This is a genomic window from Klebsiella sp. CN_Kp073 (genome assembly GCF_040065495.2).
Classification (GTDB): Bacteria; Pseudomonadota; Gammaproteobacteria; order Enterobacterales; family Enterobacteriaceae; genus Klebsiella; species Klebsiella aerogenes.
Window position 1 is genome coordinate 4,066,887 of record NZ_CM198051.1, and the last position, 22,759, is coordinate 4,089,645.

General features: G+C 56.5%; 21 protein-coding genes. 6 read left to right on the plus strand and 15 right to left on the minus strand.

Features of this window, described 5'->3' with window-relative positions:
* Positions 1-9 precede the first annotated feature (9 nt).
* On the minus strand, positions 10-555 hold the full coding sequence (locus tag ABLV66_RS19735; protein ID WP_045390938.1) for an antibiotic biosynthesis monooxygenase: 546 nt from the start codon (positions 553-555) through the stop codon (positions 10-12).
* A gap of 183 nt (positions 556-738) precedes the next feature.
* The gene (locus ABLV66_RS19740; RefSeq protein WP_045390940.1) at positions 739-1,380 is read right to left on the minus strand and encodes a hydrolase; all 642 of its coding nucleotides are present in this window, start codon (positions 1,378-1,380) and stop codon (positions 739-741) included.
* Between the two features lie 277 nt (positions 1,381-1,657).
* Here ABLV66_RS19740 and ABLV66_RS19745 point away from each other — a divergent pair, with 277 nt between their 5' ends.
* Positions 1,658-2,560 (plus strand): LysR family transcriptional regulator, encoded by a 903-nt coding sequence (locus ABLV66_RS19745; RefSeq protein WP_045390943.1) that lies wholly within the window; start codon positions 1,658-1,660, stop codon positions 2,558-2,560.
* Here the strand turns inward: ABLV66_RS19745 and malZ are convergent.
* The 5 genes from malZ to phoB form a co-directional block, all read right to left on the minus strand.
* The gene (gene malZ / locus ABLV66_RS19750; protein ID WP_348876169.1) at positions 2,557-4,374 is read right to left on the minus strand and encodes a maltodextrin glucosidase; all 1,818 of its coding nucleotides are present in this window, start codon (positions 4,372-4,374) and stop codon (positions 2,557-2,559) included. The two genes, ABLV66_RS19745 and malZ, sit on opposite strands and share 4 nt — an antisense overlap.
* 147 nt (positions 4,375-4,521) lie before the next feature.
* A complete protein-coding gene (gene proY / locus ABLV66_RS19755; RefSeq protein ID WP_047044535.1) occupies positions 4,522-5,895 on the minus strand; it encodes a proline-specific permease ProY in 1,374 nt (457 codons plus the stop codon).
* Positions 5,896-6,018: 123 nt separating this feature from the next.
* Positions 6,019-7,338 (minus strand): branched-chain amino acid transporter carrier protein BrnQ, encoded by a 1,320-nt coding sequence (brnQ, locus tag ABLV66_RS19760; RefSeq protein WP_015368011.1) that lies wholly within the window; start codon positions 7,336-7,338, stop codon positions 6,019-6,021.
* 412 nt (positions 7,339-7,750) lie between these two features.
* The gene (gene phoR, locus ABLV66_RS19765; RefSeq protein ID WP_045390952.1) at positions 7,751-9,046 is read right to left on the minus strand and encodes a phosphate regulon sensor histidine kinase PhoR; all 1,296 of its coding nucleotides are present in this window, start codon (positions 9,044-9,046) and stop codon (positions 7,751-7,753) included.
* Between the two features lie 21 nt (positions 9,047-9,067).
* A complete protein-coding gene (gene phoB, locus ABLV66_RS19770; protein ID WP_004099401.1) occupies positions 9,068-9,757 on the minus strand; it encodes a phosphate response regulator transcription factor PhoB in 690 nt (229 codons plus the stop codon).
* 219 nt (positions 9,758-9,976) lie between these two features.
* Here phoB and sbcD point away from each other — a divergent pair, with 219 nt between their 5' ends.
* Together sbcD and sbcC are read left to right on the plus strand one after the other, a co-directional pair.
* Positions 9,977-11,179: an exonuclease subunit SbcD gene (sbcD, locus tag ABLV66_RS19775; RefSeq protein ID WP_320482318.1), complete on the plus strand. Its 1,203-nt coding sequence runs from the start codon at positions 9,977-9,979 to the stop codon at positions 11,177-11,179.
* The gene (gene sbcC, locus ABLV66_RS19780) at positions 11,176-14,310 is read left to right on the plus strand and encodes an exonuclease subunit SbcC (RefSeq protein ID WP_320482319.1); all 3,135 of its coding nucleotides are present in this window, start codon (positions 11,176-11,178) and stop codon (positions 14,308-14,310) included. The genes sbcD and sbcC overlap by 4 nt, the downstream gene beginning before the upstream one ends.
* Before the next feature lie 51 nt (positions 14,311-14,361).
* Here sbcC and mak read toward each other — a convergent pair whose 3' ends face one another.
* A complete protein-coding gene (mak, locus tag ABLV66_RS19785) occupies positions 14,362-15,267 on the minus strand; it encodes a fructokinase (protein WP_320482320.1) in 906 nt (301 codons plus the stop codon).
* Positions 15,268-15,358: 91 nt separating this feature from the next.
* Between mak and rdgC the strand changes: the two genes are divergently transcribed.
* Positions 15,359-16,270 (plus strand): recombination-associated protein RdgC, encoded by a 912-nt coding sequence (rdgC, locus tag ABLV66_RS19790; protein ID WP_049061870.1) that lies wholly within the window; start codon positions 15,359-15,361, stop codon positions 16,268-16,270.
* A gap of 54 nt (positions 16,271-16,324) precedes the next feature.
* On the opposite strand, the gene ppnP is transcribed toward rdgC, so the two are convergent.
* From ppnP to aroL, 4 genes are all read right to left on the minus strand, one after another.
* Positions 16,325-16,609 carry a pyrimidine/purine nucleoside phosphorylase gene (gene ppnP / locus ABLV66_RS19795; RefSeq protein ID WP_047044546.1) on the minus strand — a complete coding sequence of 95 codons (285 nt, stop codon included), beginning with the start codon at positions 16,607-16,609 and terminating at the stop codon, positions 16,325-16,327.
* Positions 16,610-16,696: 87 nt separating this feature from the next.
* Positions 16,697-17,374: an AroM family protein gene (locus ABLV66_RS19800; protein ID WP_015704547.1), complete on the minus strand. Its 678-nt coding sequence runs from the start codon at positions 17,372-17,374 to the stop codon at positions 16,697-16,699.
* Between the two features lie 251 nt (positions 17,375-17,625).
* Entirely contained in the window at positions 17,626-17,817 is a 192-nt protein-coding gene (locus ABLV66_RS19805; RefSeq protein ID WP_015368019.1) for a YaiA family protein, read from the minus strand.
* Positions 17,818-17,888: 71 nt separating this feature from the next.
* Positions 17,889-18,413, minus strand: a complete 525-nt coding sequence (gene aroL / locus ABLV66_RS19810; RefSeq protein WP_032707531.1) for a shikimate kinase AroL — start codon at positions 18,411-18,413, stop codon at positions 17,889-17,891.
* Positions 18,414-18,747: 334 nt separating this feature from the next.
* Between aroL and ABLV66_RS19815 the strand changes: the two genes are divergently transcribed.
* Positions 18,748-19,455 carry a DUF2076 domain-containing protein gene (locus ABLV66_RS19815; RefSeq protein ID WP_063416629.1) on the plus strand — a complete coding sequence of 236 codons (708 nt, stop codon included), beginning with the start codon at positions 18,748-18,750 and terminating at the stop codon, positions 19,453-19,455.
* Here the strand turns inward: ABLV66_RS19815 and ABLV66_RS19820 are convergent.
* Positions 19,452-19,910 carry a YaiI/YqxD family protein gene (locus ABLV66_RS19820; RefSeq protein ID WP_015368022.1) on the minus strand — a complete coding sequence of 153 codons (459 nt, stop codon included), beginning with the start codon at positions 19,908-19,910 and terminating at the stop codon, positions 19,452-19,454. The genes ABLV66_RS19815 and ABLV66_RS19820 overlap by 4 nt on opposite strands.
* Positions 19,911-20,025: 115 nt before the next feature.
* On the opposite strand from ABLV66_RS19820, the gene proC reads away from it, so the two are divergent.
* Complete coding sequence (proC, locus tag ABLV66_RS19825) at positions 20,026-20,835, plus strand: pyrroline-5-carboxylate reductase (RefSeq protein ID WP_015368023.1); 810 nt, start codon at positions 20,026-20,028, stop codon at positions 20,833-20,835.
* Between the two features lie 49 nt (positions 20,836-20,884).
* Here the strand turns inward: proC and ABLV66_RS19830 are convergent, their stop codons facing one another.
* Positions 20,885-21,196, minus strand: a complete 312-nt coding sequence (locus ABLV66_RS19830; protein WP_045390969.1) for a PsiF family protein — start codon at positions 21,194-21,196, stop codon at positions 20,885-20,887.
* A gap of 91 nt (positions 21,197-21,287) precedes the next feature.
* Positions 21,288-22,703, minus strand: a complete 1,416-nt coding sequence (gene phoA, locus ABLV66_RS19835) for an alkaline phosphatase (RefSeq protein ID WP_348876134.1) — start codon at positions 22,701-22,703, stop codon at positions 21,288-21,290.
* Positions 22,704-22,759: the final 56 nt, after the last annotated feature.

The following is a 22,759-nucleotide window of genomic DNA, read 5'->3' on the forward strand; positions in this document are numbered from 1 at the left end:
CTGGTTGAGTTAGTTTTTTTTCAACCAGCCGGCAAAAAGACGGGTCACGATTGGCATCCACAGCCAGACCACCAACGCGACCACCAGGGCATCGTTAATCAGATGCAGTAATAAGCTTCCCCGTAACTCCGGTAGCGCCATGCCGGTCAACCACGGCACCAGGTTGGTACTCGGGAAGATGACCAGCAGGGTTATCAGAAACTGTTTCCAGCGCAGCGGCTGGCGAATGTTGGCAGCAGGCGGGGTAAACCAGAACGCCGGTTCGGTGCGGATTTCAGTACGATCGCCATCGTTGAGATACGGCGCGATTTCCGCGACTAATTCACGACGGGTTTCCGACTGCGTCCAGGCGTAGAGATGTTCAATGGTGTCGAAGCGAATAATCACGCTCCAGAGATTTTGCCCGGCTGCCGGACGGATCACGTTGGCGCCGAGATGGCCGGGAAACTCCGCCGCAACCGGCATGATTTTCCCCAACCATGCTTCATACCGCTGGCCGTTTTGCGGATCGAGATGATGGCTGATGACCAGCGTCACTGATTTCTGTTGCGCCATTAAGTATTCCTTGCTTCAGGGAATGGCGGGATTTCCCCCGCCATCAGCCATAAATGACAATACACAAAATCATTCATGCCGCATTGAGGCGGCAAGATTGCCCTTCCCCGGGAGCTGACATCAGTCAGTGACCGGGGCGGGCAAACGAAGCCAACAAAGAGGCAGCTTGCAGGGTGAAGTGTTTTAGGCTTTACGTTCCGGCGCGCCGTGCACCATGGTATAAGCATAATCCACGCCCATACCGTAGGCGCCGCTATGTTCGCGAACCAGATCCATCACCGCGTCGTAAGTCTCTTTACGTGACCAGTCGCGCTGGTACTCCAGCAGAACCTGCTGCCAGGTCACCGGCACGGCGCCGGCCTGCACCATACGGTCGATGGCGCGCTCGTGAGCGTCAACGGAGGTACCACCGGAGGTATCGGTTACCACGTACACTTCATAACCTGCTTCCAGCGCCATCAGCGCCGGGAAAGTCAGGCACACTTCGGTCCACAGCGCGGAAATAATCAGTTTTTTACGTCCAGTGGCTTTTACCGCATTAACAAAACCGGCGTCTTCCCATGAGTTCATAGAAGTACGTTCAATCGGTTTCACTTCCGGATGAACCGCCAGCAGTTCTGGCCAGATATAGCCGCTGAAGCTTTTGGTTTCGACAGAGGTATAAATAACAGGAACGTTAAAAATCTTGCCCGCTTTGGCCAACGCGACGGTGTTATTTTTCAGCGTCTGGCGATCGATATTGGCCACGCCAAAAGCCATTTGCGGCTGGTGGTCAATAAAAATAAGAGTGGAATTAGACGGATCAATCAGTTCACGAATAGACATAACATATCCTATTAATCAATTGGTTAGGAAGATAATTCACTGCCGTTGTGCTGTGCTGATTGTGGCCAATAACGCATGATGAGTATAGTCAGTAATTTCTAACGAGTTATTAAAGAATTCTTTCCGTTTTAATTCACTTGAGTAAAAATAATGGCCGTTTGAATATTTAAATAAAGCTAATCAAAAAATTACGGGAAACTGTTCTAATTTATTCACTGGAATTGAACATGGCCCTTCGGTAAAACAACGTTATTATTAGACTGACGGATCGAAACTAATGCGTTTAAACCTTGATGTACTTTTGATTCTTGATGCTCTGGATAGACATGGCTCGTTCGCGCTGGCGGCCGAGTCGCTATTTAAAACCCCCGCCGCGCTGAGCTACATGATCCAAAAACTGGAAAGCGATCTAAACATCAGTCTGCTGGATCGTTCCGGACACCGGGCGAAATTTACCGATACCGGTAAAATGATGCTGGAAAAGGGGCGCCTGCTGCTCAATGCCGCCAACGATCTGGAAAAACAGGCGCAGCTACTGAGTTCCGGCTGGGAGCGGGATCTGGCGATTGCGCTGGACGACTCTTTTCCTTTCCAGGCCCTATTGCCGCTGATTGAAAAGTTTTACGCGCAATATCCGCAAACCCGCCTCAACTTTACCCACCATACCCTGGCAGGCTCGTGGGAAGAGCTGACTCACAACGGCGCGGATATTATTCTTGGGGCGATTAACGAACCGCCGACTTCAGCGGAATGGTCGTGGAAAATGCTCGGCGCGATGGACAACGTGTTCGTTGTCGCGCCCGGCCACCCGCTGGCGGAAACGACCCAACCGCTGACCAACAAACAGCTTAGCCTGCATCGCGCGGTGGTTATTAGCGATAGCGCCCGCTACTGTCATCCATTGAACAGCAACCTGCTCGATGAGCAGGAGCAAATCCGGGTCGATGATTTCGCCACCAAAGTCGCGCTCCTGCGCGCCGGTTTGGGATGCGGATTCCTGCCCCGCCACATCGCCCGCCCGTGGCTGGAGAGCGGTGAGTTGCTGGAGAAACCGGTGATTTCGAGCCGTGAGAAAGATATTACCTATATGGCCTGGCGTAGCGGCAATAACGGTCTGGCTCAGCGCTGGTGGCGAGAAGCTATTCTCGAAGACAGCTGTCTGAGCCAGCTCTACCGTTAACGGCTACACCAGACGCTAGCGGAAATCGCGGGCAGACTCAGCACATCATCGTGCATGTCGCCCGCGCCTTCTTTACGCTGCCACGTTTTCCCCTCCAGCAACGGCGATGCGTCGATTACCACCTCGCAGGCGTGACCGCGGTTTATCGCCACCAGCACCCGCTGCTGTTTATAAACGCGAACAAAGACCACCACGTTATCTTCCGCATAGATGACCTGGCAGCCGCCGTAGCGCAGCGCCTGATGCCCCTTACGCAAGGTGGTCATACGTTTATATAACGCCAACAAGGTTTCATCCTGCAGTGCCGGATCCCATGGGAAGGGTTTACGGCAGAAGGGATCGTTGTTGCCATCGACGCCGACTTCATCACCATAGTAAATACACGGAACGCCCGGCCAGCAGAACAGCCAGACCACCGCCAGCGGCAGTCGCGCCACATCTTTACCCAGCAAGGATTTGAAACGCGCGGTATCGTGGCTATCCAGTTGGTTAAACATCCGCAATTGCTGCTGATGCGACAGCCCGGCGCGATAGTTGTCCATCCACGCCATACAGGTTTGCGCATCGATGTGCTGCGGATCGTAGGAAATATCGGTATTAGCGAGGAAACCCCACAGCGGGAAGGTAAAACCACGATAGTTCATCGCCGCATCTTCGGCATCAGCCTGCAGCCACTGACGCGCGTCGCCGAAATGTTCGCCGAATACAAAAGCCTCCGCCTGCTCCCGCTTCGCCGCCTGGGTGATACCGGCAATATGGCGCAGGTTGTTGCGCGCGCCGCCATCTTCGCCCAGCATATGCACCACGTCCAGCCGCCAGCCGTCCATACTCCACGGCGCTTTTAACCAGTGGCGCACCACGCTGTCTTCGCCAGCATAGATTTCATTAACCAGGCTCGATGAACGGTAGTCAAGTTTTGGCAGACTGGCGTAACCCAGCCAGTTATGCGCTACCCCGTCCGGGGAAAAATTAAACCACTCACGCCACGGTGAATCCGGCCGATGGCAGGCGCCGTTACTCGTCTGCTGGTGGCGATCGAACCACGGGTGCGAGTCACCGGTATGGTTAAACACGCCGTCGAGGATCAGCCGCATCCCTTCACGCTGCGTATTGTGGCGCAGGTGCAGCAGCGCGGCATCGCCACCGAACTGCGGATCGACACGGCGGTAATCAGCGGTATCGTATTTATGTACGCTGGGCGCGACGAATACTGGGTTGAGATACAGCGCGGTCACGCCAAGCTGCTTCAGATAAGGAAGCTTCTCGCTAATACCGTCGAGATCGCCGCCATAAAAGGTCGAACCGCCCGCCTCGCCGGTTAACGGCTCATCCCACGCTTTTAGCACAATATCCTGGCCGGCCGCATGGTGGTAATAAACCTGGTCCTGCCCGGCTTCTCGCGCCTCGCTACGGGCGAAACGGTCGGGGAAAATTTGATAAAAGACCTGATCGGCGACCCACTGCGGGCCGCTATCCGGCACATCAACCGCAAACTGCTCCAGCCGTGCGGGCGGAAAACGCTGAAAACCCTGCGGCGTAAACCACAGCTGACGGTCCGCCCACAGCAGCTTAAAGCTATAGCGGCGGCGCGGCTGGCCGTTCGTCAGGTTGATCTCTCCACGCCAGGCGACGACATCGGCGTGTGGGGATTGGCGCAGGCGCTGCATGGGCAACGACAGCTCTTCATTGTCTTCTTCCGCGCGCAGCGTAATGCGCTGCGGCATCGTTTCGCCGCTTAGCCACAATGTGATAACGAGTCGTTCCTGCTGCTCTTTAATAAAAGGAGCAACCGGCAGGTGCCAGGCCTTCAACATCATCATTCCTCTTTTTGCGTAATGGCCACACCTTGCCACAGTGAACCGGCGTATAACTCATCATCAATAGAATAATTGGGGGAGGAGAAAGGAGGAGGATGTGATTTTTCCGGGCCGCGGCAAAGCCGGACCCGGAAGAGCGGAGAATTACTGCGCCTGGGCTAACTGACGGTCGCGGCGGGTCTTAATTTTCCAGCCAACGAGCAGCAGCGCGATCCACGCAAAGCCGACGTACAGCGATATGCGGGTATCCGGATGGTAGCCGATAAGCGCGATGATAAAGACCAGGAACAGCAGGCCGACCACGGTGGTGGCCACGCCGCCCGGCACTTTAAACTTCAGCGCCTTAACCTCTTCCGGCGACAGGCGACGACGGAAAGCGATTTGCGACAGCAGGATCATAATCCACACCCACACCGTGGCGAAGGTCGCCAGCGAGGCAATCACCAGGAAGACGTTTTCCGGCATGATGTAGTTGAGATAGACCGCAAACAGCAGCGCCACGGTCATCACCAGCACCGTCACCCATGGCGTACCGCGACGCGACGTTTTGGCGAATACCTTCGGCGCGCTCCCCTGTTCGGCCATTCCGTGCAGCATACGACCAACGCCGAATACGTCGCTGTTAATCGCCGACAACGAGGCGGTTAACACCACGAAGTTCAGGATGCCGGCGGCGAAGGTAATTCCCATATGCTGGAAGGTCAACACGAACGGGCTGCCGTTAGTCCCCACCAGGTTCCAGGGATAGATAGACATAATGACGAACAGCGTCCCCACGTAGAACACCAGGATACGCATCGGCACCGAATTAATCGCCCGCGGAATCGATTTTTCCGGATCCTTCGCTTCACCGGCGGTGATACCGATAATCTCAATCCCGCCGTAGGCGAACATCACCATCTGCAGCGACATCACCATCCCCAGCCAGCCGTTACTGAAGAAACCGCCGTTACTCCATAAGTTATGAATACCGGTGGGCTGACCGCCGTTGCCGATACCCCAGATGATGATGCCGAAACCGGCGAGGATCATGATGATAATCGTGGCGACTTTAAAGAATGAGAACCAGAACTCCAGTTCACCGAACACCTTCACGCTCATCAGATTGACGGCGCAGATAATCAGCACCACGCTCAGTACCCATATCCAGTGCGGCACCGCCGGGAACCAGACGCCCATATAGATACCGAAGGCGGTCACGTCGGCAATCGCGACGATCAGGATTTCAAAACAATAGGTCCAGCCGGTGATATAGCCGGCCAGCCCGCCGAGGTTCTCCTGCGCATAACGCGAGAAAGAGCTGGCGGAAGGGTTATGCACCGACATTTCGCCCAGCGCGCGCATGATGATATACGCCGCCACGCCGCCGATAATGTATGCCAACAATACGCTCGGCCCCGCCATTTTAATGGCGTCAGCCGAACCATAGAACAGGCCGGTACCAATAGCGGAACCAAGGGCCATAAAGCGAATGTGCCGGGTACTTAGCCCGCGCTTAAGCTTGTTACTACTTTCCATCGTGTTCCATGCCGTTTTTCTCGTTTGTGCTTTGCGGGGGCAAAACGCAAAAGGGAATGACCAAAAAAACAAAAAACCACGGGACCTTAAGTCCCGTGGTTAAACACCTGCGTAAAGCGTCGGTTAATGGGCTTTTGAGACCACCGGGCTACCCGCTGCGCGATCGATGATCGCGGCCAGCACGGCCATCACCGCAGTCGGCAGCAGCCACGCCAGACCTTGCGCTGCCAACGGCAGGCTCGCGGTCCATTGCGGCAGAATATCTGCGAACGCCGATGCTTTAACGCCATCAATGATACCAAACATCAGGCTGATAAACATTGCCGGCGCGATAACGCGGGAGGAATTATGCCACCAACCGCGGGTAAAGCTTAATACCACCAGTGCGATACACGGCGGATAGATAGCGGTTAACACCGGAATCGAAATCTGAATCAGATGGCTGAGCCCCAGGTTAGAAACCGCCATGGAGAACAGGCCGAGAATAAACACCAGCGAACGATACGACAGCGGCAGATACTGCGCGAAGAACTCAGCGCAGGCGCAGGTCAGGCCAACCGCGGTGACCAGACAGGCGATAAATATCAATGCCGCCAGCAGGAAGCTGCCCGCGCCGCCGAAGGTATGCTGCACGTAGGAGTGCAGAATAGCCGCGCCGTTTGCCGACTGATCGACCAGCGTCGCGCTATCGGAACCCAGGCGGAACAGCGCCAGGTACAGCAGCGTCAGGCCCACGCCGGCCATCAGACCAGCCCAGACGGTGTAGCGAGTCAGCAATCGGGCTTCGCTAACGCCACGGGAACGCGCGGCATTGACGATAACGATACCAAAGACCATCGCCCCCAGCGTGTCCATGGTCAGATAGCCATTGACGAAACCATTAGAGAACGGCGCGGTACGATAGGCTTCCATCGCGTCGCTAATCGGGCCGGCCGGCCAGATTACCGCGGCCACCGCGAGCACGACCAGGGCGATAATTTTCAGCGGCGCCAGGAAATTGCCGACGGTATCCAGCAGTTTGCCCGGATAGAGGGAAACCAGAATCACCAGCGCGAAATAGATAACGCTATAGATAAGCAGCGGCAGCGCGCCGTCGCCGGTCAGTGGAGCAATCCCCACTTCAAATGAAACGGTTGCGGTACGCGGGGTCGCGAACAGCGGCCCAACCGCCAGGTAGCACACCACGGCCAGCAGAATGCCCGCAACTTTGCCGATTGGCGAGCTCAGACGCTCAACGCCGCCGCCGACTTTCGCCAGCGCGACTACCGTTAGCACCGGCAAACCCACGGCGGTAATCAGGAAGCCAATGGCTGCGGTCCAGACGTGTTCGCCGGCCTGTAAGCCAACCATCGGAGGGAAGATAATGTTGCCTGCGCCAACGAACAGCGCGAAGGTCATAAAGCCCAGCGCGATGATGTCGCGAGATTTTAACTGATGGGTCATAAATTCATTACTGCCTGTGGATGTGGTGTTGTAAAAACGGAAAAATGCCGTGCCTTCCTTTCGGGATGATACAGCGGCCATTGCCTGTAAACTCAGCGAGATATGCTCTCGAAGCGGCGTGGAAAAGAATTGTTTTTTGAATTACCACGCAAAAGCAGTCTTACCGGGACTGCATAGGGGGCAATTTAAACGCTTATAACGTTTTAAAGCAAGGTGGGATCGTAAAACCAGATGATTATGCTAACTATGATTTTGAACCTGGATTAATTGACCATGACGACGCAAAACGCGTGGCTAATCATGCGAACAATAAATAACCAGGCGTTCGTTTAATACGCAACGTAAAGTTGACTGCAAATGAAAATGACCAGCCGAAGCTGGTCATTGGCAAGGAAAGCTGACAAACGCCGCGTCAGGCGACATTTTTGGCAATTAAACGTTCCGGCAGCAGGAAGCTAAAGCGCGTTCCCTTCCCGACCGTACTTTCGATTTCCAGGCGGCTTTCGTGATGGCTAACCGCGTGTTTCACGATAGCCAGCCCTAAACCGCTGCCGCCGGTTTGCCGGGAGCGCGCCTTGTCGACGCGGTAGAACCGCTCGGTTAGCCGGGGTAGATGCTCAGGCGCAATGCCCGGGCCGTTATCCTCAACGCTAAACAGCGCGCCGTGCGGCGCCCGCTGCCAGACGACGCGGATCTCGGTTCCCGCTGGCGTATGGTTTACGGCGTTGTACACCAGATTGGAAATCGCGCTGCGCAACTGCTCTTCGTTACCCATCACCTGGAGCGTTTCGTCGACGCTAAAGTGCAACTGATGCTTACCCTGGCTTAGCGTTTGCGCCTCGCGCTCAACCACCCGCAGCATCATCGGGACGTCGATTTTATCGTTCATCGCCAGCACCGGCGCGGCTTCAATACGCGAGAGCGTCAGCAACTGCTTCACCAACCCTTCCATCCGCTGCGTTTGCTCACGCATGGTATGCAGGGCTTTTTCCCGCGTCGGCCCTTCCAGCACCTGCTCCTGCATCATCTCGAGATAACCCTGCAGTACGGTGAGCGGCGTGCGCAGCTCGTGGCTGACGTTGGCGAAAAAGTTACGCCGCGCGCCTTCCAACTGGTGCATTTGCGTGACATCGCGCGCCACCATCAACCACTGTTTATCGCTATAAGGCATCACGCGAATTTCCAGATGACGGGCGTTATTGAGCACCAGATTAAGGGGCTTGGTGAAATCACGGTTTTTCAGATAGTTAGCAAACTCTGGGTAGCGCAGCAGGTTGAGGATATTCTGCCCGCTATCGTCCGGCCAGCGTAGATTAAGGATTTGTTGCGCCAGGCCATTACACCAGAAGATGGCGCCCTCTTCGGTGGTCAGCACCACCGCATCGGGTAAGGATTCCGCCCCGCTGCGAAAGCGCTTGATAAGGCTTCCCAGCTCGCGGCGACGTTTTTTATTACGCATCTGCATTTGATGCAGACCATACAGCAGCGGTTCCCAACTGCCGCTTCCCGGCGGCGGTGTCATACTGCGATCGACCCACAGCCACCATGACAGACGTAACAAATTCCAGAAATGCCAAATAAGCAACCCGGTCACCGCCGCCAGTAAAAACCACGGCAGATGACCGAAAAACGCCCCGAGGATCAGGGCCGGGATACAACATAAGAAAAGCTCAAGCGCCAGCCTTTTCCATGACAGCCGTTCCAGCACGGGTCACACTCCTGTCAAAATTCAGAAACGGGCGGAGAAACGATATCCCGTGCCGCGAACCGTCTGTACCATTCGGTCATGGCCGCTATGTTCCAGCGCTTTGCGCAGGCGGCGAATATGCACATCCACCGTCCGGTCTTCAACGTAAACGTTGGTTCCCCAAACGTGATTCAGCAGCTGTTCACGGCTGTATACGCGTTCCGGGTGGGTCATAAAGAAGTGTAATAATTTAAACTCGGTCGGCCCCATATCCAGCGGATTTTCACCGGTCATGACGCGATGCGAGGAAGGATCCAGGCTCAGCCCCTGCATCTCAATCACCTCTTCAACCGCCATTGGCGAAATACGGCGCATCACCGCCTTAATTCGCGCCACCAGCTCCTTCGGCGAAAACGGCTTGGTAATATAATCATCCGCGCCGGTTTCCAGACCGCGAACGCGATCTTCTTCTTCGCCGCGCGCCGTCAGCATCACCACCGGAATATCGCGGGTCATCGCTTCGCGCTTAAGCTGTTTAATAAACTGTAGCCCCGATCCGCCCGGCAACATCCAGTCGAGGAGAATCAAATCGGGCCAGGGTTCATTGAGTTGATTCACCGCACTGTCAAAATCTTCCGCCTCGACGGGCTGAAAGCCGTTTTGCTCCAGAACAAAGCAGACCATTTCGCGGATTGGAGCTTCATCTTCAACGACCAGAATTCTTCTCGCCATTATTTACCCTGTGTTTTTTAGCCATCAGTATAGAAGTGCGCGGCCATTATGCGTCAGATTTGTGACAGATTTATGAAAAAATGACCGTCTGATGAATGCGGATTTTGAATGATGACACGCACTTAACGCATCCTGTCTCGCCGTAATAGGGCAAAAGGAATACGGGCGGCAGGATCAACGTTATAATGGCCGCCTGGCTTTTATCGCAACGGAATTTTTATGCGCATCCTTCATACCTCCGACTGGCACCTCGGCCAGAACTTCTACAGCAAAAGCCGCGCGGACGAACACGCCGCCTTTCTCGACTGGCTGCTGGAACGCGCGCAGGAACACGAGGTGGATGCCATTATCGTCGCCGGCGATATTTTTGATACCGGCTCTCCGCCGAGCTACGCCCGCGAACTGTATAACCGTTTTGTCGTTCAGCTGCAGCCAACCGGCTGCCAGTTGGTGGTGCTGGCGGGCAACCACGATTCGGTGGCGACGTTAAACGAGTCGCGCGAAATACTCGCCTTCCTGAAAACCACCGTGGTCGCCAACGCCGGCCACGCGCCCTTTATCTTGCCGCGGCGCGACGGCACGCCCGGCGCAGTCTTCTGCCCGGTGCCGTTTTTGCGCCCGCGCGAACTGGTGGTCAGCCAGGCTGGCCACTCCAGCGGCGAAAAACAGCAGCAGTTGCTCACCGCCATCAGCGACTACTATCAGCAGCAATATCAGCAGGCCTGCGATCTGCGCGGCGAACGGGCACTACCGATTATTGCCAGCGGCCACCTCACCACCGTCGGCGCCAGCAAAAGCGACGCGGTCCGTGAAATCTATATCGGTACCCTCGACGCCTTCCCGGCCAACCGCTTCCCGCCCGCCGATTACATCGCGCTCGGCCATATTCATCGCGCCCAGATGGTCGGCGGCTGCGAGCATATTCGCTACAGCGGTTCGCCGCTGCCGCTGAGTTTTGATGAAACCGGAAAAAACAAAAGCGTTAATCTGGTCTCATTCAGGGAGGGCAAGCTCAGCGAGGTGACGCCGCTGCCGGTGCCGATCACCCAGCCGCTGGCGGTACTGAAAGGCGATTTCGCTAGCATCACCGAACAGCTTCAGCAGTGGCAGGATAGCGCGCAGCAGCCGCCGGTCTGGCTGGATATCGAAATCACCAGCGATGAATATCTGCACGATATCCAAAGAAAAATTCAGCAGCAGACCGAATCGCTGCCGGTGGAAGTGCTGCTGGTGCGCCGCAGTCGCGCCCAGCGTGAACGCATTCTGGCCGGCGTTCAGCGAGAAACGCTGAGCGAACTGCAGGTGGAAGAGGTGTTTGCCCGCCGCCTGGCGCTGGAAACTCTTGATGCTCCACAGCAACTGCGGCTGGAGCAACTGTTTACGGAAACGCTGCATAGCCTGAACGGTGAGGAACACCTGTGAGAATCCTGAGCCTACGTCTGAAAAACCTTAACTCGCTGAAAGGCGAATGGAAAATCGACTTTACCGCTGAACCATTCGCCAGCAATGGGTTATTCGCGATTACCGGGCCGACCGGCGCCGGGAAAACCACCCTGTTAGATGCCATCTGTCTCGCGCTGTACCACGAAACGCCGCGCCTGAGCAGCGTATCGCAATCGCAAAACGATCTGATGACCCGCGACACCGCCGAGTGCCTGGCGGAAGTTGAATTTGAGGTCCGGGGCACCGCCTATCGCGCCTTCTGGAGCCAGAACCGCGCCCGCAACCAGCCGGATGGCAATCTACAGGCGCCGCGCGTTGAGCTGGCGCGCTGCGACGACGGTAAAATTCTTGCCGACAAGGTCAAAGACAAACTGGAGCTGACGGCATCAATTACCGGCCTCGACTATGGGCGCTTTACCCGTTCAATGCTGCTTTCGCAGGGACAATTCGCCGCTTTCCTCAATGCCAAACCGAAAGAGCGCGCCGAGCTGCTGGAAGAGCTGACCGGGACTGAAATTTACGGGCAAATTTCCGCGCAGGTCTTTGAAAAACATAAACTCGCCCGCATTGAGCTGGAAAAGCTGCAGGCGCAGGCCTCCGGCGTCGTACTGTTAAATGATGAGCAGCAGCAGGCGTTACAGCAAAGTTTGCAAGTACTTACTGCTGAAGAACAGCAGCAGCTTGCCGAACAGACCCGCCAGCAAAATGCCCTACAGTGGCTGCGCCGCCGTCAGGAGCTAAACGCGGAAGCCACCCAGGCGCAGGCCGCTTTACAGCAGGCGCTGCTGGCGCAGGAAGCCGCCGCGCCGCAGCTGGCGGCGCTACAAACCGCGCAGCCGGCAGAGCAACTGCGCCCATTATGGTCGCGGCTACAGGAACACAGTACCGCGCTGGCGCAAACCCGCCGTCAGGTTGAGGAAGTAAATACTCGCTTACAGGACAGCCTGCGCCGTCGCGCCGGGATCCGCCTGGCAGCCCAACAACGTCTGGCTCAACTAGAATCCAGCCAGCAATCGTTGCATGAGTGGCTTAAAGCGCACGAGCGATTCCAGCAGTGGAGTACGGCGCTGGCAGGCTGGAAAGCCACCTTCCAGCAGCTTAATCGCGACGCTCAGCAAGAGTTGACGCTACAGCAGCGCCTGCAGGATGCCAGCCGTAAGCTCGGCGAATTGCCGGCCACCACGCTAACCCTCGATGCGCAGCAGGTCAGCCGCGAGCTGGCACAGCATACCGCCGCCCGCCCGCTGCGCCAGCAGCTCTCAACCCTCCATCGCCAGCTGCAGCCGCTGTTCCTGCGTCTGCGGCAGCTACAGAGCGCGGAAAACGCCTCACAGCAGGAAAAAGAGAAGCTTGAAGCCGCGCTACAACAGCGCCGTCAGGCGTGGAAGGAAAAAAATCAACAGCTCAGCGATGTAAAAGCCATCTGCGAACTGGAAGCGCGTATCGCCGGGCTGGAAGCCGAGCGCGCCCGCCTGCAGCCAGGCGCGCCTTGTCCACTGTGCGGTTCCGAACATCATCCGGCGGTGGCGGAATACCAGGCGCTGGTGCCCGGCATCAACCAAACCCGCCGCGACGCGCTGGATCGGGAAGTGCGACAGCTGGCGGAAGAAGGCGCGCAGCTGCGCGGCCAGCTTGAAGCGTTGCTTAAACAACAGCAAAAAGACGCTGACGAGAAAACATCGCTTCTGCAGCAGGAGCAAGCGCTCACCTCTCAATGGCAAGCCACCCTCGCGGAATTGGCGATCGCGCTAACGCCGCAGGATGATATTGCCGGCTGGCTTGATAGCCAACAGCAGCATGAACAGCAGCTGTATCAGCATCAACAACGACTGGCCTGGCAGGCGCAACAGCAGGAGAGCCAGCAGCAGCTCCAGCAGTTACAGCAGGATCTCGAACAGTGCCGTCGCGCGCTGCAGGCGGAGCTGGAGGTTTATTCCCTGGCGCTTCCGCCTGCCGCAGAGGCTAACGACTGGCTGGCCCAGCGCGAAGCCGAGACCCACAGCTGGCAGGCGAAACAAAATGAAGCCGCCGCGCTGCAGGAGCAACGCCAGCAGCTAACGCCGCTGCTTGAGACGCTGCCCGAGTCAACGGAAACCGTCGTTCCCGCGCCGCTGGAGGGCTGGCGGCAGGTGCATGATGATTGCCTGGCGCTACAGAGCCAGTGGCAAACGCTGGGCCAGCAGGAAAGCCAGCAGCAGGCGCAGGTGAAGGAAAGCGAAAAGCAGTTTACCGCCGCGCTGGCCGCCAGCCCGTTTGCCGACCAAACGGCCTTTCTTGCCGCTTTGCTTGACGAGGCTAGCCGCCAGCGGCTGGAACAACTCAAGCAGACGCTGGAAAAAGAAGTTCAGCAGAACCAAACGCTGGCCCTGCGGGCGCAGGCGTCGCTTGAACGCCATCAGCAACAGCCGCCCGGCGATATTGATATCAACCAGCCGCTGGAGCAGCGAGAGAATAGGCTGGAGCAACTGGCGCGCCAGTTGCGGGAAAACAGCGCCCGTCAGGGTGAGATCCGCCAGCAGTTGAAGCAAAACAGCGATAACCAACAGCGCCAGCAATCATTACGCCAGCAGATGGAACAAGCCGCGCAGCAGGTCGAAGACTGGGCCTGGCTGAATGCGCTCATTGGTTCAAAAGAGGGCGATAAGTTCCGTAAATTCGCCCAGGGGCTGACGCTGGATAATCTGGTGTGGCTGGCTAACCAGCAGCTCAACCGCCTGCATGGTCGCTACTTGCTGCAACGCAAAGCCAGCGAGGCGCTGGAGCTGGAAGTGGTGGACACCTGGCAGGCCGACGCGGTGCGCGATACCCGCACGCTTTCCGGCGGCGAAAGCTTCCTTGTGAGCCTCGCGCTGGCGCTGGCGCTATCTGACCTGGTGAGCCATAAGACGCGAATTGATTCGCTCTTCCTTGACGAAGGATTCGGCACCCTGGATAGCGAAACGCTGGATACCGCGCTGGATGCGCTCGACGCGCTTAACGCCAGCGGCAAAGTTATTGGCGTGATTAGCCACGTCGAGGCGATGAAAGAACGCATCCCGGTGCAGATTAAAGTGAAAAAGATAAACGGTCTGGGATACAGCCGGTTGGAGAAAGCGTTTGCGGTGGAGTGAAGTCTTCTCCTCACCCTAACCCTCTCCCCACAGGGGGGAGAGGGAATGAGATTATAGCGGCCACAGCCATGCCGCGCCGCGTACGCCGCTGGAATCGCCATGCATCGCCTGGCGAATCGGCGTCTCGCATTCTCCGCCGAATACCCACTGTTTCATCAGCCCCGGAACCGTTTGATACAGACGTTCGACGTTGCTCATCCCGCCGCCTAACACAATGACATCTGGATCGAGGATATTCACCACGTGCGCCAGTGATTTCGCCAGACGCTGCTCGTAGCGGCGCAGCGCCAGTTCGGCCTTTTCGTCACCTTCCCCCACCAGGCGCATAATCTCGCGGCCGGTTAACGGTTTTCCGCTTAGCCGCTGAAAGTCGGTGGCGAAGCCGGTGCCGGAAATAAAGGTTTCAATACACCCCTGCTTGCCGCAATAACAAGGCACTTGCTGACGATAGCGCAGCTCATCTTCATCCATCCACGGCAGCGGGTTGTGTCCCCATTCGCCGGCTGTACCATTGCCGCCGATATGCGCGCGCCCGTTCAACGCCACCCCCGCGCCGCAGCCGGTACCGATAATGACCGCAAACACGGTTTGCGCCCCCGCGGCCGCGCCATCGACCGCTTCCGAAACCGCCAGGCAGTTAGCATCGTTGGCAAGCCGGACCTCACGATTGAGGCGCAGGCTGAGGTCTTTATCGAAGGGCTGGCCGTTCAGCCAGGTCGAGTTGGCGTTTTTCACCACCCCACTATATGGCGAAATCGAGCCGGGGATGCCCATACCGACGGTGCCGCGCTGCCCGGTCGCCTGCTCGGCCATCTCCACCAGCGAGGCAATGGTCTCGATGGTCTGGCGATAATCCTCCCGCGGGGTTGGCAAGCGGTGGCGAAATAACTGCTGGCCCTGCTCACTCAGGGCGATGACTTCTGTTTTTGTTCCACCTAAATCAATACCAATACGCACAGTCTGCTCCTCACCCCGATTAACAATGCAAGCATAGCGACAATTCGCTATCATGCCCGCCTGATTTAACGACAAAGCCGTGGAAATTATCATGCTGTGGTTCAAAAATTTAATGGTTTACCGTCTGAGCCGCGATATCGAATTGCGCGCCGAAGAGATGGAAAAACAGCTGGCCGAGCTGACATTTACCCCTTGTGGCAGCCAGGATATGGCGAAAACCGGTTGGGTATCGCCGATGGGATCGCACAGCGACGCGCTGACGCATACGGCAAACGGCCAGATCGTTATCTGCGCCCGTAAAGAAGAAAAGATCCTGCCGTCGCCGGTGATCAAACAGGCGCTGGAAGCGAAGATCCTCAAGCTCGAAGCCGATCAAGGCCGCAAGCTGAAGAAAACGGAAAAAGATTCGCTGAAAGATGAAGTGCTGCACTCGCTGCTGCCGCGCGCCTTTAGCCGCTTCAGCCAGACGATGATGTGGATCGATACCGTCAATGGCCTGATCATGGTGGACTGCGCCAGCGCGAAGAAAGCGGAAGATACGCTGGCGCTGCTGCGTAAAACGCTGGGCTCGCTGCCGGTGGTGCCGCTGACGCTGGAAAATCCGATCGAGCTGACGCTGACCGAATGGGTGCGCTCCGGTAGCGTGGCTCAGGGCTTCCAGCTGCTTGACGAAGCTGAATTGAAAGCGATGCTGGAAGATGGCGGCGTGATCCGCGCGAAGAAACAGGATCTGGTGAGCGATGAGATCGCCGTACATATCGAAGCGGGTAAAGTGGTCACCAAACTGGCGCTCGACTGGCAGCAGCGTATCCAGTTTATGATCTGCGACGACGCATCGATCAAACGTCTGAAGTTCTGCGACGAATTACGTGACCAGAATGAAGATATTGACCGCGAAGATTTTGCGCAGCGTTTTGACGCCGACTTTATCTTAATGACCGGCGAGCTGGCGGCATTGATCCAAAACCTGGTAGAAGGCCTCGGCGGCGAAGCTCAGCGCTAAGGCATCACCTTCCTGCCGGGCCCGGAAAGTGGACGCGGCAGGAAGGCGCTTAAATTACAGATAACGGCACAGGTAGGAAGTCGGTTCCGCCACCTGCAGGTGGAATTCGCTATTACCCGGTACGTTAAACACTTCACCTGCCGCGTACACCTTCCATTCCGTTTCCCCCGGTAACAGCACGTTCAACGCGCCGCTGACCACGGTCATCTCTTCCGGCTGGGCGGTGCCAAAGGCGTACTCACCCTCTTCCATCACTCCAACGCTGGCGCGGCCGGTACTGCTGCTGGTGAAGCCGATAGATTTCACTTTCCCTGAAAAATACTCATTGCTTTGAAGCATAAACAAGACCTTATCATCGTTGGTTGAAGCTTCAATATAGGGGGCGCTCCTTGCCCCTGTCACGTAAAATTAATCGATAACGTCGGGTTAAACTAATAGTTCTGCCGCCAGTCGCGAAACCAGCACATTTGACAATAATACCGGGACATCCAGCGCCTTTTGTAATACGTCGCGGTGATGCTGATGATAGCCAAGACAGTCGAGCACCAGTACATCCGCCCCCTGTTCGACTAAACCTCTTCCTGCATCCAGCAGATCGCTGTCGCTGCCGCCCATCGGGTTCGCCAGCGCATAGTAAGGCGTATTTTCTAAAGTGAGCCACTTTTGCCGCTGCAGGGGCAGGACTTCTTCAACGGGTACAATCACACCCACCTGATGGCCATCGACGATCGATGCCACCAGCGGCGGAATAATCCGTTCAGGCTCAAGAAGGATAGCGTTGTGCGTCGCAAGGCCGCTCAACTGTTCGGAACTGAGAAGAAGAATGACATCATATTCCTGCCGATCCAGCATCTCGATAACGCAGCGCAGATCGCGCTCCACCTTTTGGCGGGAGACTTCCACCAGTTGGTTGTCATTGAGTAAGGTCAGCAGCCCCTGGTCACCGGATTCCACGGCATAATCTTCCATAACGTCTTCACGCGTCATTTTACCTAACAGGCTAATATGGGTGATCTGCTCTTCCCTGATATGTTCGGTTAACAGCGGCAAAACTTCCGCCACCGGCGCCACGCCAATGGTCAAAATTGCCATCGTTGCACTCATATCATGTACCTTTTCACTACCACTGCTTCAACACAGGCTTTTCACACACGACATCCGCCCCCCTGGTGAGTAAAAATCAACCGTCGAGAAGCGTAGCAGCTCAGCGGCGCTGCGGAATGTAAAGATTCCAGAAGCTTCAGAGTCGCTCCTGAAAAATCCGTGTGTTAGGTATTCATTAGTACCATTGATGAATTAAAAATGTGAGCTGAGCCCGGTATTGCCATCTTCATGGCACAAACCGGGCCGGGGGATTATGTTTTTTCGGGATCTTCGTAGCGCCGTTTAGCGTCTAACGCTTCCTGCTCGGAGGGATGTTCGCTGATCAGCGAATCGGGTGTCGGGTAATCCGCACGCAGCTGATACCAGGTGACCGTCTGACCCGCGGCGCCTTTTTCGACGGCGACAACGCGTGCTTGTCTCGGATAAGGGGGTCTGTTTGGCATTGTTCTTCCTTTTTCGGCTGTCAGAACAATTAAGTATAGGCTCCGCTTTCCCCCCTGACCCAGGTAAAATCCTAACTTACCGTCACATCGCACAGCATGGTCATAATCTGTTCAACCACCGCATCCGGCGTCGCGGTGGCGTCTACGGTATGATGGGCGGTTTCGCGGTACAGGGCTTCCCGCTGCGCCAACACTTCGCCGACTTCCTCGCGGACGGGCTTACCGGTCAGCGTTGGACGCTGTTCCGCCTGTGGGTATGCTTCCAGACGCTCAATTAAGGCGTTAACTGAAGCCTGCAGATAAATCACGATGCCGTTTTCACGCATAAACAGACGATTACGTTCAGCGAGAATAATTCCTCCGCCGGTCGCAATCACCGTATCCGGCAGCGTAACAGCCTTCAGCGACAGCGTCTCCAGTTCACGAAAGCGTTCCCAGCCCTCTTTCTGCACGATTTCCGCTACCGTACGTTTCTCATGCGCCTGCAAACGATGATCGGTATCGGAAAACTGGAAATGCAGCGCGCGCGCCAGGGCATGGCCGATCGTCGTTTTACCGCAGCCTCGCGGCCCGATGAGAAAAATTGGTTGTGTCATTACCGAAGACCCCCTGGTTCCGCGTTTCGCGGAGAAATAAAGGCGAAAAGTACGCCATGATACCTGCAAATGCCTGCCACGATAACCGTAAAATAATCGTTACATTTTTTAGGGAACCCTATTTACCACAGAGTTTGAATGGATTCCGCATGTAAACTTATCATTGCATTTAGTGTTATGCCAGCTTTACTTAAAGGCGAAGGATTATTTTTTATCCATTCTTTGCCGTAAACGGTAACACATTTCTGCACAGCTTTACGCTGCAACATATTTACAACACCGGCCGACCGTCGCACTCTGACGGTAAATGACCCGTGTGACAGAGGAATGTATCATGCAATCTGAAGAACAACGCCTTATTGATGGCCTGTTTTCCCGTTTAAAAGAGGCCGAGACGCACAGCGCATCGCGCGACGCCAGCGCCGAGGCGCGGATTGCCCAGCACGTAACCCAGCAGCCGGCGGCCCCGTACTATATGGCGCAAACTATCCTGATTCAGGAAGCGGCTATCAAACAACTTAACGACCGCATTCAGGCGCTGGAGGCTCAGGTTAGCCAGCTACAGGCGGCAAAACCGAGCAGCGGCGGGTTCCTGTCGGGCCTGTTCGGCGGCGGCCAGTCCCGCGGCTCCGATCCGATTCCTGGGGCCGAGCAATATGGCCGCCCGCAGGCCAATAACGCGCAACCGCAGTATGCGCCGCAGCAAAACTATGCCCCGCAGGCGGCAGGCCGCAGCGGCGGTGGCTTTATGGCGGGTGCGCTACAAACCGCGGCCGGGGTGGCAGGCGGCGTAGTGTTGGGCAATATGCTGACCAATATGTTCAGTGGTTCACACCCGCAGGAGATTGTGAACATCATCGATGAACAGCAGCCGCAGCAGCAACAAGACGTCAGCCCGGCGCTGGATAATAACGCCGCCGAGGATCCGTTCCGCCAGCAGGACGATCCTTTCCTGGCGGACAACAACACCCTTGACTCAGATTTCGACGCCGGCTTCGGCAATGACGATGATTTCGGTAGCGATGACGACAGCTGGGTTTAATCCTGCTGACGTTTAACCGCAAGCAGCCACTTCTCCAGCTCGGCGGCGAATAACTGCCGATCGCGCTGCGATAAACTATCCGGGCCACCGGTCTGTACGCCGCTGGCCCGCATCGTCTCCATAAAATCACGCATCGTCAGGCGCTCGCGAATGGTCGCCTCACTGTAGCGCTCGCCGCGCGGATTCAGCGCCGCCCCTCCTTTCGCCAGCACTTCCGCCGCCAGCGGGATGTCAGCGGTGATCACCAAATCGCCCGGTTCACAGAGACGGACAATCTCGTTATCGGCAACATCAAAACCCTGCGCCACCCTTAGCGCGCGGACGTAGCGCGACGGTGGAACCCGCAGCGACTGGTTGGCGACCAGCGTCAGCGGCGTCTGCGTGCGTTCGGCGGCGCGGAACAAAATTTCTTTAATGACATTCGGACACGCGTCCGCATCTACCCAAATCGCCATTTCGGCTCCTGTCGTCGGCAAAGGTTGCGACATTGTCGCCTGCTTTTCTCCCCCAGAAAAGCGCCAGGATGATAAGCTAGTGGGATCGTAACGAAAAATGCAGAGGGGAAAGGTAATGGATAAGAAAATTGGCTTTATCGGCTGCGGCAACATGGGTAAAGCCATTCTCGGCGGCCTGATCGCCAGCGGACAAGTGCAACCGGCGCAAATCTGGGTCTATACCCCATCGCCGGACAAAGTTGCCGCCCTGCATGACCAGTACGGTATTAATGCGGCGGAAAGCGCGCAAGAAGTCGCTCAGGTCGCCGATATCGTCTTCGGCGCGGTGAAGCCGGGGATCATGACCAAGGTATTAAGCGATATCGCTTCCAGTCTGAACAAAGATTCGCTGGTGGTCTCGATAGCCGCAGGCGTCACGCTGGATCAGCTGGCGCGCGCGCTGGGCCACGATCGCAAAATTATTCGCGCCATGCCGAACACGCCGTCGCTGGTGAACGCCGGGATGACCTCCGTGACGCCAAACGCGCTGGTCAGCGCGGAAGAGATCGCCGAGGTATTAACCATTTTCCGCTGCTTCGGCCAGGCGGAAACCATCGCCGAACCGATGATTCACCCGGTGGTTGGCGTCAGCGGTTCCGCGCCGGCTTACGTCTTTATGTTTATCGAAGCCATGGCCGATGCCGCCGTTCTCGGCGGTATGCCGCGCGCGCAGGCCTACAAATTCGCCGCGCAGGCGGTCATGGGGTCAGCGAAGATGGTACTGGAAAGCGGCGAACATCCGGGCGCGCTGAAAGATATGGTCTGCTCGCCGGGCGGCACCACCATTGAAGCGGTTCGCGTACTGGAAGAAAAAGGTTTCCGTTCAGCCGTTATCGAAGCAATGGCGAAGTGTATGGAAAAATCAGAGCAACTGAGCCGTTCCTGATAATCCTCAAAGAGACTACGGGTGAGGCGCCACCGCCCCACCCGTCATCTTATTTCTTCAGGCAGGTACTCATAAACTTATTACGATCGTCACCCTTCAGCGATTTCGACGACGCTTCTTTGCTACAAGCGCTCATCTTCTGCTGTTGAGGCGTCAGCGTCTTGCCGGCCGCTGGCGCATCTTTCTTCAGGCAATTGCTCATAAAGGTTTTACGTTCATCACCCTTTAGCGACTTTGACGCCGCTTCGGTATTACATACGCTCATTTTCTGCTGCTGAGGCGTTAACGTTTTATCTGCGGCACTTACCGCGGCAACAAAGACCAAACCAAAAAGTAGGGTTACCAGAAATGTTATTTTCATCACACCATCCCTCTGTTAGTGGATCTCTGTAAGTCTGGTCGCTATCAGCAAAAAAACCAGCCGGTAACGTAAATTCGTTACCGGCCGCGGGTTATTTCAGACCCAGCGCGTCTTTCATGGTGTAAAACAGATCGGTCTGGTCGGTAAGACCCACCACGTTGCCCGCATGCGGGCCATAGGCGGCAATACGCAGTTGGGTGCCGGTGTGTTCCATCGACTCTTCTTCAGAGTTGCCATAGCTCATCACCATTACCGCGCCATCTTTGGTCGTCAGCGCCTGGGTCAGGCCCGGCGCTTTCGTGTCGGCCGGGATAATCTGGCTGGAGTGGGCGTGATCGGCGGTGACGATCACCAGGGTATTACCCTCTTTTTTGGCAAATTCCAGCGCTTTCTGTACCGCTTCATCGAGGTCGACGGTTTCGCCAATCTGGCCGCAAGGGTTTGCCGCGTGGTCCTGTTTATCGATAGACGCCCCCTCAACCTGCAGGAAGAAACCTTTCTCGTTGCGGCTCAGGAGATCAATCGCTTTTTCGGTCATCTGCGCCAGCGTCGGTACGGAAGCATCGCGTTTCGGGTTTGGGGTACAGGTTACCGGCGGTTTGTCGATATTGCCGTGATAAGAGGCTTTCGGGCCTTCCCACCGCACCGGCATATTGCCGTCGGAGAACAGACCGAGCAGCGGTTTACCCTGATTTGCTTCGCTGATAGCGGCGAGAGAGGCGGCGTCGGTCACAATCTGATAGCCGCGAGCGACCGCCTGCTCATGCAGGGTTTTCCCCTGCCACTCCCCTGCGGTCGCCGTTTCAGCAAAGGTCTTCGCCCCGCCGCCTAAAGAGACATCCGGACGGGCATTCAGCAGTTGTTCGGTGATAGAGCCCTTGCCGCCTTTTTCGAGCGTGTTGCTGGCGCATTTTTCGCTGGTCACGCTGGGACCAAAGCATTTACGCGAGGTCACATGGGCCACCGGCGCCGCCGGCGTCGCATCCTGCAGCTCAGCCGTCGAGACATTGCCGGTGGCAAGACCCGCGGCTTTCGCCAGCTCAAGGATGGTCTGATGATCTTTTTCGTGGATATCAACGCCCAGCGCGCCGTTATAGCTTTTCACGCCGGTGGTCCACGCGGTTGCCGAAGCGGCGGAATCCGTCACGTAATCCGGTTTGCCGGTTTTTTTATCCAGAGAATAATGAGTGTACTGGCCCGTCAGCGGCAGGGCATCAATACCTTTAAAGAAACCGCCGGCGCCTTCGGCATAATTTCGTGCGGCGGTAATTTCTGAATCGCCCATGCCATCGCCAATGAGCAAAATAATATTTTTCGCCGGCTTATTGATTAAAGAAGCGCGCAGCGCTTCGGTCTGATCGCCCGTTAAACGGCGCGCGCCGCCTGGGGTCGTGATATCGCCCTGGGCCGCGCGATTTTCCAGCACCGGCGAAGAAGTTGTTTGTGCATGAATAACCGGGGGAGCCAGCAGCGGTAACAGGGCAATAAAGAGGGCAGATAATTTCACTTTGTCGTCTCCATGTAAAAAATACTTAAAAAACAAAACGAGGGAGACTTTATAAA